This window comes from Nocardia sp. NBC_00508 (assembly GCF_036346875.1).
Taxonomy (GTDB): domain Bacteria; phylum Actinomycetota; class Actinomycetes; order Mycobacteriales; family Mycobacteriaceae; genus Nocardia.
The window spans coordinates 2,924,660-2,938,807 of record NZ_CP107852.1 but is presented as its reverse complement, the minus strand read 5'-3'; the positions used below and the strand labels follow the sequence as shown (position 1 = coordinate 2,938,807).

The window sequence follows — 14,148 nt, the reverse complement described above, 5'->3', positions numbered from 1 at the left end:
TCTATTCGCACACTCTGACGCGCTAGGGACAGTCGAGACCAGCCACTGGGAGGGGGTTGCACGAACGTTGCAACAGCACACCCCGCCGCAGGACTCCGTCAAAACCTGTACAACATTGCACTATTGGCTGCATCCGACCTGGTAGATCGTTCGTCGGGTGCGTTATCGGGCAAGGCGCTGTCAGTTGCACGACATTTGGGGGCGTCATATTCTGCTCTATATCGCTATGGATGACTCTGCACAAAAACGGGTCGCACAGGCCCGTGCCGACCGGCTCGCTGGCGGAGAGATACGGCAGGTGCGCGTTGATGTGCGCGCGTCATGGGATCGCGCCCGGTACCAGGGCTTGCATCCGGATCGGCACCTTCCGAGCGTCGCGCTGACCGACGACGCGTTGCGGCGTCGGCGCGAGGAGGACCCGATGGGCATCGTATGGCCCGTGTTGCAGACGGTCCTCGGCAGTGCGGCGTCGGAACCGGGGCACATCCTGTTCGTCGGTGACGTGCAAGGACACCTGCTCTGGGTCCATGGCGACGTTCCTACGCGCCGTGCGGCGGAACGCGCCCATCTCGTCGAAGGCGCACGCTGGAGCGAGGCGGGAGCCGGCACCAATGGCGTGGGCACCGCCCTGGCGCTCGGCAAGCCATTCCAGGTGCGGGGCGCCGAACATTATCTGTCCCTCGCGGTGGAGTACACCTGCACAGCGGCCCCGATCCGGGACCCGGTCAGCGGCGCCGTGGTCGGTGTAGTCGATGTCACATGTCGCCGCCGCGACTCGCGCCCGCTCGCTCTTTCGCTGGTGACCGCCGCGGCACGGCTGGCCGAAGCGCATCTCGCCGAGCGCGCTCGGCGGCGCGACGCCGAGGCTCGTGCTCGCTACGTGGACCGGATCTCGGCCCGCTCGCCCGATATGAACGCCTTGCTGTCACCGGACGGGCGAGTTCTGCATGCGGAGCCGCAGGGCTGGCTGCCCAGAGTCTGGTCGAGTCCGCTCATCGAGGGACCGACGGAACTTCCGGACGGTCGCCCCGTGATCCTCGAGCGTCTCTCGGCGGACGGTCTGTTCACCGTGCGTGCGCCACGCCACGGCACGCCCTATACGCCGACCGCCCACGTCACCGCCCTGGGGCGAGATCGGGCGCTGCTCGATCTCGACGGCGTCACCCACCAGCTCGGCGCCCGGCACAGCGAGCTACTGGTGCTCCTGCTGGCGCATCCGGCGGGACTGACCGCCGCAGCGTTGGCCGAAGAGATCTACGGGTCCGAAGGCAAGGCTGTCACGGTGCGAGCCGAGCTCGCCCGGCTGCGGCGGATGCTCGGGTACCGGCTCGCCGCCAACCCCTACCGAATCACCTCCTCGCTCACCGCCGACTTCCAGCAGCTCCGCAACCAGGTCGACGCGAGCCGCCTGCTGCCCAGCTCACAGGCGCCCGGCATCATCCGGCTACGGTCCCGGCTTCCGCAGCATCGGCACGAAGCCGACTGAACGCGCCTGTGCTGGGCACTGAGCCCGAACGGATGTGAACCCCGACGGTAGGGATATGGCTGTTGTCGAACCGCTTCGTACCAACCATGTCCCTGCTGTGGTTCGCGACCGGCGCGGACATCGATCGCCAGAATAAGTCGCATGAGCACCACCGCATCTCCGCCCCGGCTGCACTCACCGGCCACCGCCAGGGTTTGGGCTGTACTCGGCGTCTACGTACTGTCCACCCTTGCTGCCTCAGCCGCCTTACTTGCGGTACAACCTCATTCGGGCATCGACCCGGCAGCACTAGCACTGGTCCAGTTCGGCCCGACGCTCGGCGCGCTGGCAACCTGGCTGACGTTCAGGAAGACCGTCGCCCGACTGCTCCCTGCAGCGGTTTCCGCCAGGCGAGTAGCGGCAAATGTGGTGGCGATGGTCACCGCTTGCGTGGTGTTCTGGCTGGTGATCACGATGGCGGCTGTCATGTCGGGCACCACACTTGTCGGCCCCGCGGCAGTCGGGAGTTTACCGTTCGCAGGGTTTCTGCTGCTCCAACTCATCGGCGCGGGCGGCGAGGAAATCGGTTGGCGTGGCCTGATGCAGCCGATACTGGAATCTCGAATGACCAGGTTCGCGGCAATATCGGCGACCGGGGCGACGTGGGCGCTGTGGCATGTCCAGGCATTCATGGCGGGCCCGGTGACCGCGGCCTGCTTCTTCGTCTCGGCCATGGCGTTCGCCATCGTGCTCGGATACCTGGGCAACGGCAGTTTCGGCCAGCGCGTGCTGACCGCGTCGATCGGGCATTGGCTGTTCAATATCGCGTGCTATCTGCTCGCTGGTGACAACACCCTGGATCGGCCACAGATCGTGTTCATCGCAAGTTCCACGGTGGTCGTCGCCGCGGGCGTGATGGCGGTACGCGCGCTCCGCAACCACCGCACGCAATACCGTCCAGGACTGGACCACGAGCGGAGCACACGCTGATACCGGTCAGCTGCGCTTGTTCGCTAAGCCGAACGCTTCCGATGTGTCGGCGCATCTGTCCGGTCAGGGTGCCGCACGACGACAGCGCGCCAGCATGACTATGGGAGGTGCTTGCGCACGAATACTGCTCTGCATTCGTAATCCCCCTGTGGAACGTTTTCGACTTCGGCGTCTACCTGGTCGCCCTCCTCCAGGGCGAGCACGTCTCCTGCCTCGACGCTGGACACATGGAACCACGCCGGTGGCCCGTCCGATCGGGTCAGGACACCGGAGCCGTTGCGGCTGTTCCAGCGATACACCGTGGCCTGCTCCATCGGACTGCCCCCTTCGACGCCTCACTGATCTGACTCGACCACGGTCGCCTACGTGCGGCCGGAGCGCACCTGAATTCGCTGGTAGCTACCGGAAATACCCTTGCGTGAAGAGCGATTCGCCTCATTCGACCCAGGGACAAGCGTAGCCTGTGAGTATGCATGGGGACGAGGGAGTGCTAACTACACGGGGGAGAATTTGGCGCTGGAATAGTAAGCGTGCCACTGGAATTGTTGAGTTTTCCACCGGAGACCACATCTGGTTCGGGTTGGACTCATTGCGCAGTAGGAATAGACTGGCTGTAAATCGCGCCTGCGATCGGAGAGTGGAGAGTAAGAAATATTCTTTCGTGACCGCTCTCGTAGTTGCCGAGGGCGAAAGGTGAAGCGACCAGTGTGGAGATACAGGTTCCCTGGGTTGGGTGGCTGGAGACAGCGCCGAGCCAAGATGCGCGTGGACGGGGATGCCGCGGGGATGTGGTCAAAGCGAACGCATGCCCCGCCCGCTCTATCGGGGAGCGCCGAACGGCAGCCAACCTCCGACCGTGAATTCTACGTAGTCATGTCCCGGAACCTTTGAGCTCAGCATGCCATTCGGGAATTTTAGGGTGTAGCGTATCACCGGTTCCCCGAACGGATCGATGGGAACCGAGAGTGAAATACCCGACTCGATCAAGGACTTTACGATAACGAGGACGTCGGATAGCTCGAACGGGTCGTCTCGTGGTGCCATGAACGACACATTCAGTCCGAGATCGACGCGAATCCCGTCGTCCTGTTTGGTCAAGGCGATAGATAACCCCAAGCCGCCTCGGGGAATCGCGGTAATCATATCCGACTCTGCATCGAACAAGATGTGCCCGACGGTCCCATACTCTTTCGACAGCCACGAATACAGGTCCGGCATGACATGATCGAAATCATTCACGAAGCTACCCACCTCCTTTTTGCTAGCGAATCAGCAGGTCACTGTCGATCGTGGCCCGAACCCATTCTGATAGTTCTTCGTTGTCTTGCCGTCTACGGTGAGATACCCTTCTGCTACTCCGATGTACTCCCCTGGGGCACAGGGAGTTCCGTTCTGCGACATGACGGTGTACTTCTTTCCAGGCGTAGGTGAGTACACAGTTCTCTGGGCAATGCTACTCTCGATGCGGACCCACTCCGCCCCGTCGACTTTGACGTAGTATATGAACACATCTGCGCGTTCGACCTCGCCCTGACAGACGAGCGTACCCTTGACGTCCATCAGGCCGGGTGAACCTTTGGATTGATGCACGTTATGAACGTTGACGTCGCAGCTGCCGACACCGGCGTTTGCCACACCAGATCCAGCGCCCAAAATCCATCCAGCAGACATGATCAGAACAGCTCCGAGAAATTTCCATAACTGCGTATTCGAATGGCAGCGCCTCGAGTGCATTGTTCCCCCGTATCTTTCGGACCCATATTCCGAGATGGGTCCTCAGATCAGGCTACATATCGACTTCCGCATGGTCAAGGTCGAAAGTTGTTGCACGAGTGGGTCTCTGGCTCGCGGAAACGACAGCGTGCGCTGATGTCGACGAGGGGTAATGGCTTTGCTCGGATGGGCTGTGCTGGGGCGGTGTGTGTTCGGTCCTGCGAGTACAACTACGCCTGAACCCTCATCGGATGATTGCCACATGCTCGTAGAACAGCCCCGGCGCGCCAGCTTCCGAGGCTGTTCTGTGCACCGTGCAGTTTGGGTCATGCATCCGGGCGGTTGAACTCGCCGCTGGTCACGCCAGCGGTGAAGGCGTCCCATGCTCGTGGCGTGAAGATCAGCGCAGAGCCGGTTGGGTTCTTCGAGTCGCGGATGCCGACGCGGTCACTGTCTAGTGCCTCGTCAAGCAACCTTCGGTAGGTAATCAGGGTGCCGGATCTTGGAGTTGACGGCGAAGTCGCGTTTGGGTCGGGCGTGCTGGTTGTACCAGCGGATGTAGGCGCCGATCGCGGCGTCCTGTTCGTCGTGGCTGCGGTGATCGGTGCCGTTCAAGGCGAAGTAGCGTAGAGCCGCGAATTCGGACTCGATCCAGTTCAACCACGATGAATAGGTCGGTAGGAAGACCAGTTCCACGTTGTTGGCCGCAGCCCAGGTGCGGACCTCGGCTCGTTTGTGCGGGGAGAAGTTGTCGGCGATGACGTAGAGCTTCTGTCCGGGCCAGCGCGCCCGCAGCGACTTCAGCAACGACAGGAACTCCTGCCACCGTTTACGATCCCGGATCCGGTAGTGGATCTTGCCGGTCGCCAGATCCAGAGCGCCGAGTAGGTGCCGCACGCCCTGGGTGCGCCGGTAGGTCGCCCGCAACCGTTTCGGGGTTCGTCGCCCGAACCAGCCACGACCAGCGCGGGGTTGCAAGTTCAGCGGCCCGAACTCGTCCACGCAGACCACCCGCCCATCGGTGGGTGGATGGTCATAGAGGTCCAGGACGCGGTTCATCTTCGCGGTGAACTCCGGGTCGGTGCCCGCTTTCCAGGTCTTGACCGCCTGCCACGACACCCCCTCGCCGTGGAGGATCTTGCGCAGAGTTTCGCGGCTGATCTCAGCGATTCCGTTGGTCAGCAACACTTCTCGCAGTTTCGACAGGCTCCACACCGAGAACGGCCAGCCCAGATCACGCGGGCAGCACCGGGCGATACAAGCGATGCGTTCACGCGTCGCCCGATCTACCTTCTTCGGCCTGCCCGCGCTCCATTTTGGGTCCAGAGCTTCGAACCCCCGCTCGTTGAACTCGTGGATCACCTGCCGCACATACGCCTCGCTGACCTGCATCAACCTCGCGATCGCGGGGGCCGGTTGCCGCTGCGCCGAGGCCATCACCACGATCGCTCGTCGCGTCCTGACCGGTTGTTTGCTCGTCTTGGTGATCTTCTGCAACCGGCGCCCCTCCTCCGGGGTCACCGCCCGCACAAACACTTCCGGCCTCCGGGCCACCGACACCACCTCCACTGGCAGCATCACCGGACACGCGTCCACGATCAACCCGACACCCGGTTACCAGGGCAACCTACCTGGACGAGGCACTAGCCAGGCGACCTCGACGCATTGGCCCCCACTCTCGCTGTGGGTGCTCTTGAACCAGTTCGCCCCGGATAGGTCGGTCTTCACGCCTCGTAACTCCTTGCTACCCGCCTGAGCAGGTCTCGCGATCTCGTTGCCGGTGTCAGGCAGTCGGGCGGTTGGACTCGCCGCTGGTTGTGCCAGCGGTGAAGGCGTCCCATGCGCCTGGAGTGAAGACCAGCGCCGGGCCAGTCGGGTTCTTGCTGTCGCGCATTCCGACCATCCCGTGGTCAAGGAAGGCGACTTCAACGCATTCACCAGTCTGGGTGCTGTAGCTGCTCTTGAACCACTCGGCGTTCACCGAGGTAACTCCTTCGCGATCTTGGACAAGTAAGCGCGGGTCTTGGCCGCGCTCAACGCAGACCACTCTATGGCGCCCCAAGAGTGACGATACCGGTCCACCTGCTCGCGCTTCTCGAAGTACAAGGCGCTCCCGACTCCGGCTTCGATGTAAACGACTGGGGGCTCCGGTTCGAGGTCGGCTGTCTCGGCGAATTCGAGGATGATGAACGGTCCTGCCTCGATACCGCGATAGATGCCGACGTCGAAGGGTACGAGCCGGATACTGACGTTGGGCAGCGCGGAGACTTCGATGATGTGGCGCAGTTGACCGCTGGCGAGTTGCGGGTCGCCGAGCGCGCGGCGGATCACGTTTTCGTCGAGTATTGCGTCAAACCTCGGCTGGGATTCGGTGAGAACTGCTTGTCGGCGCATACGGACTTGGACGTGGCGCTCGACCTCCTCGGGCGTCAACTCGGGGCTGGTGCGGAGCAGGGCGCGGGCATAGTCCTCGGTTTGCAGTAGGCCAGGGATACGAGCGCTCTGGTACATCATGAGGGCACTGGCAGTGCCTTCCAGGGCGATATACGTGCTCAGCTTGTCTGTCGACTCCGTGTCGCTGAAAGCATGCCACCAGCCGCGAGCCGATTCGGCCTCTGCGGCAAGGGTTTTCACGTTAGCCCTGGTCTCGGGTGTCGCATGGTAGATGTCGCAGAGTTTGTCGATGTAGATCGGCTTGAGCTTGCACGGCTGGCCCTTGAGCATCTTCGTCACGGTGGCGTGGTGAAGGTTGACCTGTTCCGCCACGTCCTTGATGTAGAGCCCGGACTCTCGATGCAGCTTTGACAGGATGCGGGCCACCTGACGACGAGGGACCGACGGGGCGGCGGGCTGTGCGGGCATGGGATGTCCTCCTTGCCTTGACCAGGGGAAGATTCCAATCTCGCGCCATAGTAGTACGTTTTTTCACAGTCAATTATTTTGTATCTTGCGATTGTGGATTTGATCGCACAGGTGTGAGCTGGATCATGCGCCTGGAGAGGAGCTGCCGAGGGTGCAGCACCACGCGGCAACGCTCCGGACGCTCATGAAGCCAGCACATCGACCAGGTTCTGGGGGAACCATGACAGACACGCGCGCCATTGCTTCGCCACCGCCAAACCCATTGAAGAACAAGACAAAAGCCATTGCGTTCGTTCGTAGTGAAGTGTCGGGTCCGGACACGCCACGCCATGCCGCCGAGGTGCAGCGGCACGCTCTCACGCTCGGCTACCAGCACCTCTACACCGTGCGGCCACCGGCCGACGTTGGCGATCCGATCCGGAATGTACTCAGCATCGCCGCTGGGCTCGAGGTCGAGGTGATCGTTGTTTTCGATCTTGGGCATGTGGACAACCAGCCCGCATTGGTCTGCGATGCGGGATTCGATCTGGAAACCGTTTGCCCGCAGGGCACTTGGACGCGTTCAGCGCAGCCCAAGCCGGGCGCGGAGGCAGGGGTCGCGTGATGAACGAAGATACGATCGTCACTCCGCCGAGGATCTGCGGTTCGGCCGAGGTCAAGTTGGCACACCGGCAGATGCGGCTCCACCGTGCGTGCCGCATCGAGCAGTGTGCGTGGAAGTGGGTCGCTTACTACACGCTGGTGCGTCGTGGCCGGATCGTGCCGCAGGAGTTGAGCCCGCGAGAACGTGCTCACAGTCGCGGTATTGCTTTCCCCATCGACGCCGCCGAGCTCGGGCATCCCCGCGACGGGATCCCGGACGTCATGACCTTCCAGCAAGTCCTCGACGGGCTCGCGAGGCTAGCGCTACCGGCGACCAACCCGGGTAACGGCTGCGCTGCGAAAGGCGAGCGGCCGTGGGCGCGTGGCACAGGGTGGAGAGCGTTCTCGCCGTGGTCGGGGGTGGTGTGTTCGCCATGGTCGGGGTGGCGTGTGTGTGGCCGGTCGGTCGGCCGCGTGGCCCCGGCCCCGCCAGTAAGCCCGGCCGAGGGCGTTGCTTGTTGCGCCCGGTGGTGTGGCCGAAGGCGTGGACGTGCGATCGACCGGATCAACCGCTCACGCTCGCTGATGCCCATCGCGCGATGCAGTTGCATCGGGAACACGACTGTGCGCGTAAGCGCGCTGCGTTCGAGGCATTGGTCGCGGCTGGACGCATCACCCCTGACTCGGCGCGACAGCATCGCCTCTGGGGAAGTCCTGACTAAGAGGCGGCACATCCGACTACCGCACGCGTGTAGAGCTGCGCAGCCGAGCGTGGGTCTCGGTACGCGTGCGTTCACGCTCCTGCTCGGCATGAGCGGATATGTCGGCTGGTACCCCGCGATCCCTGTCGCGCCCGCGCGTGGTGCACACCACAGCGAAGTTGTGAAGGTGCTCACAGCCGGGAATGGGCGGACGTGGCACGGGTGGCCCGCTGGCGGTCCGCTAACAGTACGAGCGTTACGCTAAAACCGCATGTCAGGGCTACCGGCTGGTAGATTTCGCCTTTGCAATTCAATGGCAAATTTTGCAGAGTTAGCAAAAGGGCCCCCAAACCTAGCTCAGATTCACATTAGTGACAGGTAGACGGCTATTTCTTCGTGTGCCATCGTGTGGAAGTACACCCCAAGGCCCTAGCAAGCCTGCAAATTGCCGCTCCAGCAGTTCGAGTTGTTGCCAGCTCGACCGTTGGGCATCGACCGAACGAGGAAGTGGAGTCACAGATGTCGACTGCCGGCACCCCGAAGACCGCTGCGGAAATCCAGAAGGATTGGGACACCAACCCGCGCTGGAAGGGCGTCACCCGTAACTACACCGCGGAGCAGGTGTCGAAGCTCCAGGGCACCGTCGTCGAGGAGGCCACCCTCGCTCGTCGTGGTTCGGAGATCCTGTGGGATCTCGTCAACAACGAGGACTACATCAACTCCCTCGGCGCCCTCACCGGCAACATGGCGGTCCAGCAGGTCCGCGCCGGCCTGAAGGCCATCTACCTGTCGGGTTGGCAGGTCGCCGGTGACGCGAACCTGTCCGGCCACACCTACCCCGACCAGTCGCTGTACCCGGCCAACTCGGTTCCGGCCGTGGTCCGCCGCATCAACAACGCGCTGCTGCGCGCCGACGAGATCGCCAAGGTCGAGGGCGACACCACCGTGTCCAACTGGCTGGCCCCGATCGTGGCCGACGCCGAGGCGGGCTTCGGTGGCGCGCTGAACGCCTACGAGCTGCAGAAGGCCATGATCCAGGCCGGCGCCGCGGGCGTGCACTGGGAGGACCAGCTCGCTTCCGAGAAGAAGTGCGGCCACCTGGGCGGCAAGGTGCTGATCCCGACCCAGCAGCACATCCGCACCTTGACCTCCGCGCGTCTGGCCGCCGACGTCGCCGACGTCCCGTCGGTGATCATCGCCCGCACCGACGCCGAGGCCGCCACCCTGATCACCTCGGACGTGGACGAGCGCGACCGTGAGTTCCTGGACGGCACCCGCACCCCCGAGGGCTTCTTCGGTGTGAAGAACGGCATCGAGCCCTGCATCGCGCGTGCCAAGGCCTACGCCCCCTACTCCGACCTCATCTGGATGGAGACCGGCGTGCCGGACCTCGAGGTCGCGCGCAAGTTCGCCGAGGCCGTCCGTGGCGAGTTCCCGGACCAGCTGCTGGCCTACAACTGCTCGCCGTCCTTCAACTGGAAGGCCCACCTGGACGACGCGACCATCGCGAAGTTCCAGCGTGAGCTCGGCGCGATGGGCTTCAAGTTCCAGTTCATCACCCTGGCCGGCTTCCACTCGCTCAACTACGGCATGTTCGACCTGGCCTACGGCTACGCCCGCGAGGGCATGACCGCCTTCGTCGACCTGCAGGAGCGCGAGTTCAAGGCCGCCGCCGAGCGTGGCTTCACCGCCATCAAGCACCAGCGTGAGGTCGGCGCCGGCTACTTCGACACCATCGCCACCACCGTGGACCCGAACACCTCGACGGCCGCCCTCAAGGGCTCCACCGAAGAGGGCCAGTTCCACTGAGCTGGGCGAGCACCTCATGCGATCGAAAGCAGGGAGCGTCGTGGCTGACTCAGCCACAACGCGCGAGGCTATCGAGCGCCGTTCGCGGCCCGTCTCGCGTCCGAGTGACCGAAGCGCATGCGCCGTAGGCGCAAGCCTCGGTCGCTCGGACGCGAGACCTTCCCGGGGCCGCGAACACGCAGCGCCGCAGGCGCTGCAAATCGAACACAGTGAGGTTTTCCCGACGTGAATACCGACAATCCTCTACTCCGGTAGGGGTGTACTGCCCTCCCCGCTGAACAGCCCCGGCGGGGAGGGCATCCCTATACCTTGGACCATCGAAGGGGCTCGCTCACACCGGAGCGACACCTTCGCAGACCAGCCACCCCAGAGCCAGACAACCCAGCAGGAGCGGGACGTGAGCAGCGAAAAGATCCAACGCGTCGGTGTCATCGGCGCCGGACAAATGGGCGCAGGAATCGCGGAGGTGTGTGCACGCGCGCACATCGACGTGCTGGTGTACGAGCAGACCCGGGAACTAGCTGCCGCGGGCCGCGCGCGGATCCTGCGGTCGCTCGATCGTGGCGTGAGCAGCGGCAAGATCACCGAGCGCGAGCGCGAACAGGCCGCATGGCGGCTGCGCTTCACCTCCGACCTCGGCGACTTCGCCGACCGCCAGCTGGTGGTCGAGGCGGTGCTCGAGGACGAGAAGGTGAAGACGAGCATCTTCGCCGAACTCGACAAGGTCGTCACCGACCCGTCGGCGGTGCTGGCCTCCAACACCTCCTCCATCCCGATCATGAAGATCGCGGTCGCCACGGCGAACCCCGAGCGCGTGGTCGGCATGCACTTCTTCAACCCTGTCCCGGTGCTGCCGCTGGTCGAGCTGGTCACCACGCTCAAGACCAGCGAGTCGGTCTCCACCCGGGCCGAGGCCTTCGCCGGCGAAGTGCTCGGCAAGCAGGTGGTCCGCTCGGCCGACCGCTCCGGCTTCGTGGTCAACGCGCTGCTGGTGCCGTACCTCCTGTCGGCCATCCGCATGGTGGAATCCGGTTTCGCCACCAAGGAAGACGTCGACAAGGCCATGGTGCTCGGCTGCGCGCACCCGATGGGCCCGCTGGCGCTGACCGACCTGGTCGGCCTGGACACCGTGAAGTCCATCGCCGACTCGATGTACTCGGAGTTCAAGGAGCCGCTGTACTCGGCCCCGCCGCTGCTCATGCGTATGGTCGAGGCGGGACTGATGGGCAAAAAGACCGGAGCGGGCTTCTACCAATACAACAACCGCTAGGTTCTCGACCATGCCGGGAGGACCTTCGTCGAACGTGAGAGTGCGGGCGACGGCGACCGCCGGACTCCGACCGCCTGATCCTTCCCTCCCAGCCCTGTCGGGTGCGAGTCTTACGAGCACCGTTCGCGGCCCGGCTCGTGTCCGAGTGAGCGAAGCGCATGCGCCGTAGGCGCGAGTCTCGCTCGCTCGGACACGAGCCGAAGAGGGGCCGCGAACACGCAGCGCCACAGGCGCTGCAAATCAGACACTGAAAGGGGATTTCCCGCTCATGGTGAACGTGATCGACGGCTACGGGTCGAGCATTCTCGGTTATCCCAGGATCGGGCCGCATCGCGAGCTCAAGCGGGCGCTGGAGTCCTACTGGCACGGTGGGATCGACCGCGACGAACTGCTGGCGGTCGGGCGCGATATCCAGGAGACCCAGTTCAACGAGCTGGCCGCCACCGGCCTGACCCAGGTCCCCGGAAATACCTTCTCGTTCTACGACCATGTGCTGGACAACGCGCTGCTCTTCGGCGCCATGCCCAAGCGGTTCGAGCCGTACCGGGAGGGTATGCACCCACTGGATTTCTACTTCCTGATGGCGCGCGGCCGCCCGGACCTTCCACCGCTGGAGCTGGTCCGGTTCTTCGGCACGAACTACCACTACCGCCAGCCGGAACTGGACGCCGACACCGAGTTCTCGCTGCACCCCGAGGCCCTGCTCGACGAATTCGACCGGGCGAAGCTTCGAGACATCGAACTGCGGCCCGTCGTCATCGGCCCGGTGTCGCTGCTGCTGTTGTCCAAGGCCGGGCACATCCCCGGTGAGCCTGGCGGATTCGACATCCTGAGCCTGCTGGACAAGCTGCTGCCGGTCTACGAGGAGCTGTTCGAAATCCTCGCCAAGCGCGGCTCTACGTGTGTGCAGCTGGACGAGCCCGCGTTCACCAGCGAGCGCACGCCCGCCGAGCTGGCCGCTTTCGAGACCGCCTACCAGCGGCTGTCCAAAGCGCCGCTGCGCCCGCGCATCCTGGTCACCGGGCAGTACGGCGATTTCGGTGCGGCGCTGACCATCCTGGCCGCCACCGGCGTCGAGGCCATCGGCCTCGACCTGGCGAGTCATCGGATCCGTCCGGAGGATCTGGCGAAGGTGCCCGGCATCCGGCGCAAGCGCCTGTACGCCGGCGTGATCAGCGGCCGCAACGTGTGGCGCGCCGACCGCTACGTGACCCTGGAGTACCTCAACGAGCTCGCTCAGGTGTGTCCGGACCTGGTCGTCTCGACCGGGACCACGCTGCTGCACGTGCCATACGACTTGCTCATCGAGTACGACATCGACGGCAATGTCGCCGACCGGCTCGCGTTCGCGAAACAGAAGGTCGGCGAAGTGGTTTCGCTCGCCAAGGCGCTCACCGAGGGTCCGTCGGAGAAGTGGCGCAAGCGGCCGACCGAGGTGCACTTCAAGCAGAAGCACGCGGTGCGGCAACGGGTGTACGCGGTCACGCCGGACATGCGCTCGCGCGAGTCCTACGAGGTCCGCAGGGAAGCGCAGCAGCAGAAGCTGAACCTGCCGCCGGTGCCTGCCACCACGCTCGGGTCCTTCCCGCAGACCACGCGAATCCGCCAGGCGCGCTACGAACTCGGTGAGGGGCGGTTGTCCTACGCGGAGTACCGCAAGCGGATCGAGGCCGAGATCGAGGCGACGATCCGGCTGCAGGAGGACATCGGCCTGGACGTGCTTGTGCACGGCGAGCACGAGCGCAACGACATGATCCAGTACTTCGCCGAGCTGCTCGACGGCTTCGCGACCACCCACTTCGGCTGGGTGCAGGTGTACGGATCCCGTTGCGTGCGACCGCCCATCCTCTACGGTGACGTGTCGCGGCCGGAGCCGATGTCGGTGGAGTGGATCAGCTACGCGCAATCGCTCACCGACAAGCCGGTCAAGGGCATGGTGACCGGGCCGGTCACCATGCTCGCCCGTTCGTTCGTCCGGCAGGACCAGCCGCTGCACGAGACCGCCGACCAGGTGGCGCTGGCCATCCGCGACGAGGTGGTGGATCTGGAGAAAGCGGGCATCTCGATCATCCAGGTCGACGAGCCCGCGATCCGGGAGATGCTGCCGCTGCGCCCGGAGGGCAGGGCGGAGTACCTGCGCTGGGCGGTCGGCGCGTTCCGGCTGGCGACCTCCGGTGTGCAGGCCGAGACCCAGATCCACACGCACATCGGCTATTCCGGCCGCGCCGAGGTGGTCGAGGCGATCGAGCAACTCGACGCCGACGTCACCGCGATCGTGGCGACCCGCTCCATCGAGTGGGTGCTGCGGGCGCTGAAAGAGGACTGCGCCTCCGGGCACGGGCTCAGTCACGGCGTCGGCCCCGGCGTGTACGAGAGCCGCTCCGCGCGCATCCCGGACATCGACGAGCTGGACGAATTGCTCACCGCGGCAGCGGAAGCCGTGACGCCGCACCGCTTGTGGGCCAATCCGGACGGCGGCCTGAAGACGCGACACTATTGGCAGCTCGAGCCGTCGCTGCGCAATATGGTCGCCGCGGCGCGCCGCATCCGCAGGCGCGTCGAATCCGCCGAGTGAGGTAGGCGTACCTCCGCCTTCGCTCCGGCCATGCGCGGGGCTGAAGACGGACTACGTCCGACCGTGTCCATTGGGCGTACCTCCGGCTTCGCTGCGGCCGTGCGCGGGGCTGAAGACGGACTACGTCCGACCGTGTCCATTGGGCGTACCTTCGCCTTCGCTGCGGCCGTGCGCGGGGCTG

General features: G+C 64.5%; 14 protein-coding genes. 6 read left to right on the top strand and 8 right to left on the bottom strand.

The features are described from left to right. Nucleotides 1-298: 298 nt before the first annotated feature. Together OHA40_RS13020 and OHA40_RS13015 are read left to right on the top strand one after the other, a co-directional pair. A complete protein-coding gene (locus OHA40_RS13020) occupies nucleotides 299-1,486 on the top strand; it encodes a GAF domain-containing protein (protein WP_330233296.1) in 1,188 nt (395 codons plus the stop codon). Between the two features lie 141 nt (nucleotides 1,487-1,627). Further along, nucleotides 1,628-2,455, top strand: a complete 828-nt coding sequence (locus tag OHA40_RS13015) for a CPBP family intramembrane glutamic endopeptidase (protein ID WP_330233295.1) — start codon at nucleotides 1,628-1,630, stop codon at nucleotides 2,453-2,455. A gap of 98 nt (nucleotides 2,456-2,553) precedes the next feature. Here OHA40_RS13015 and OHA40_RS13010 read toward each other — a convergent pair whose 3' ends face one another. From OHA40_RS13010 to OHA40_RS12975, 8 genes are all read right to left on the bottom strand, one after another. Beyond that, entirely contained in the window at nucleotides 2,554-2,769 is a 216-nt protein-coding gene (locus OHA40_RS13010) for a cold-shock protein (RefSeq protein WP_330233294.1), read from the bottom strand. Nucleotides 2,770-3,274: 505 nt separating this feature from the next. Continuing rightward, nucleotides 3,275-3,694 (bottom strand): hypothetical protein, encoded by a 420-nt coding sequence (locus OHA40_RS13005; RefSeq protein WP_330233293.1) that lies wholly within the window; start codon nucleotides 3,692-3,694, stop codon nucleotides 3,275-3,277. Nucleotides 3,695-3,724: 30 nt separating this feature from the next. Next, the gene (locus OHA40_RS13000) at nucleotides 3,725-4,015 is read right to left on the bottom strand and encodes a hypothetical protein (protein WP_330233292.1); all 291 of its coding nucleotides are present in this window, start codon (nucleotides 4,013-4,015) and stop codon (nucleotides 3,725-3,727) included. 479 nt (nucleotides 4,016-4,494) lie between these two features. Further along, the gene (locus tag OHA40_RS12995) at nucleotides 4,495-4,641 is read right to left on the bottom strand and encodes a DUF397 domain-containing protein (protein ID WP_442943994.1); all 147 of its coding nucleotides are present in this window, start codon (nucleotides 4,639-4,641) and stop codon (nucleotides 4,495-4,497) included. Beyond that, a complete protein-coding gene (locus tag OHA40_RS12990; protein WP_330234030.1) occupies nucleotides 4,634-5,746 on the bottom strand; it encodes an IS630 family transposase in 1,113 nt (370 codons plus the stop codon). Before OHA40_RS12990 ends, OHA40_RS12995 begins: the two co-directional genes overlap by 8 nt. 36 nt (nucleotides 5,747-5,782) lie before the next feature. Next, nucleotides 5,783-5,896: a DUF397 domain-containing protein gene (locus tag OHA40_RS12985; RefSeq protein ID WP_330233291.1), complete on the bottom strand. Its 114-nt coding sequence runs from the start codon at nucleotides 5,894-5,896 to the stop codon at nucleotides 5,783-5,785. A 55-nt stretch (nucleotides 5,897-5,951) separates the two neighbouring features. Then, on the bottom strand, nucleotides 5,952-6,149 hold the full coding sequence (locus OHA40_RS12980; RefSeq protein WP_330233290.1) for a DUF397 domain-containing protein: 198 nt from the start codon (nucleotides 6,147-6,149) through the stop codon (nucleotides 5,952-5,954). Then, complete coding sequence (locus tag OHA40_RS12975; RefSeq protein WP_330233289.1) at nucleotides 6,146-7,030, bottom strand: Scr1 family TA system antitoxin-like transcriptional regulator; 885 nt, start codon at nucleotides 7,028-7,030, stop codon at nucleotides 6,146-6,148. The genes OHA40_RS12980 and OHA40_RS12975 overlap by 4 nt, the downstream gene beginning before the upstream one ends. A 220-nt stretch (nucleotides 7,031-7,250) precedes the next feature. Between OHA40_RS12975 and OHA40_RS12970 the strand changes: the two genes are divergently transcribed. The 4 genes from OHA40_RS12970 to metE all read left to right on the top strand — a co-directional run bounded on the left by OHA40_RS12970 (nucleotide 7,251) and on the right by metE (nucleotide 13,967). After that, nucleotides 7,251-7,634 carry a hypothetical protein gene (locus OHA40_RS12970; RefSeq protein ID WP_330233288.1) on the top strand — a complete coding sequence of 128 codons (384 nt, stop codon included), beginning with the start codon at nucleotides 7,251-7,253 and terminating at the stop codon, nucleotides 7,632-7,634. A gap of 1,198 nt (nucleotides 7,635-8,832) precedes the next feature. Further along, complete coding sequence (aceA, locus tag OHA40_RS12965) at nucleotides 8,833-10,122, top strand: isocitrate lyase (RefSeq protein ID WP_330233287.1); 1,290 nt, start codon at nucleotides 8,833-8,835, stop codon at nucleotides 10,120-10,122. A 397-nt stretch (nucleotides 10,123-10,519) separates the two neighbouring features. Then, nucleotides 10,520-11,392 carry a 3-hydroxybutyryl-CoA dehydrogenase gene (locus tag OHA40_RS12960; protein WP_330233286.1) on the top strand — a complete coding sequence of 291 codons (873 nt, stop codon included), beginning with the start codon at nucleotides 10,520-10,522 and terminating at the stop codon, nucleotides 11,390-11,392. A 268-nt stretch (nucleotides 11,393-11,660) separates the two neighbouring features. Continuing rightward, nucleotides 11,661-13,967, top strand: coding sequence for a 5-methyltetrahydropteroyltriglutamate--homocysteine S-methyltransferase (metE, locus tag OHA40_RS12955; RefSeq protein ID WP_330233285.1), 2,307 nt, complete (start codon nucleotides 11,661-11,663; stop codon nucleotides 13,965-13,967). The last annotated feature ends 181 nt before the right edge of the window (nucleotides 13,968-14,148 follow it).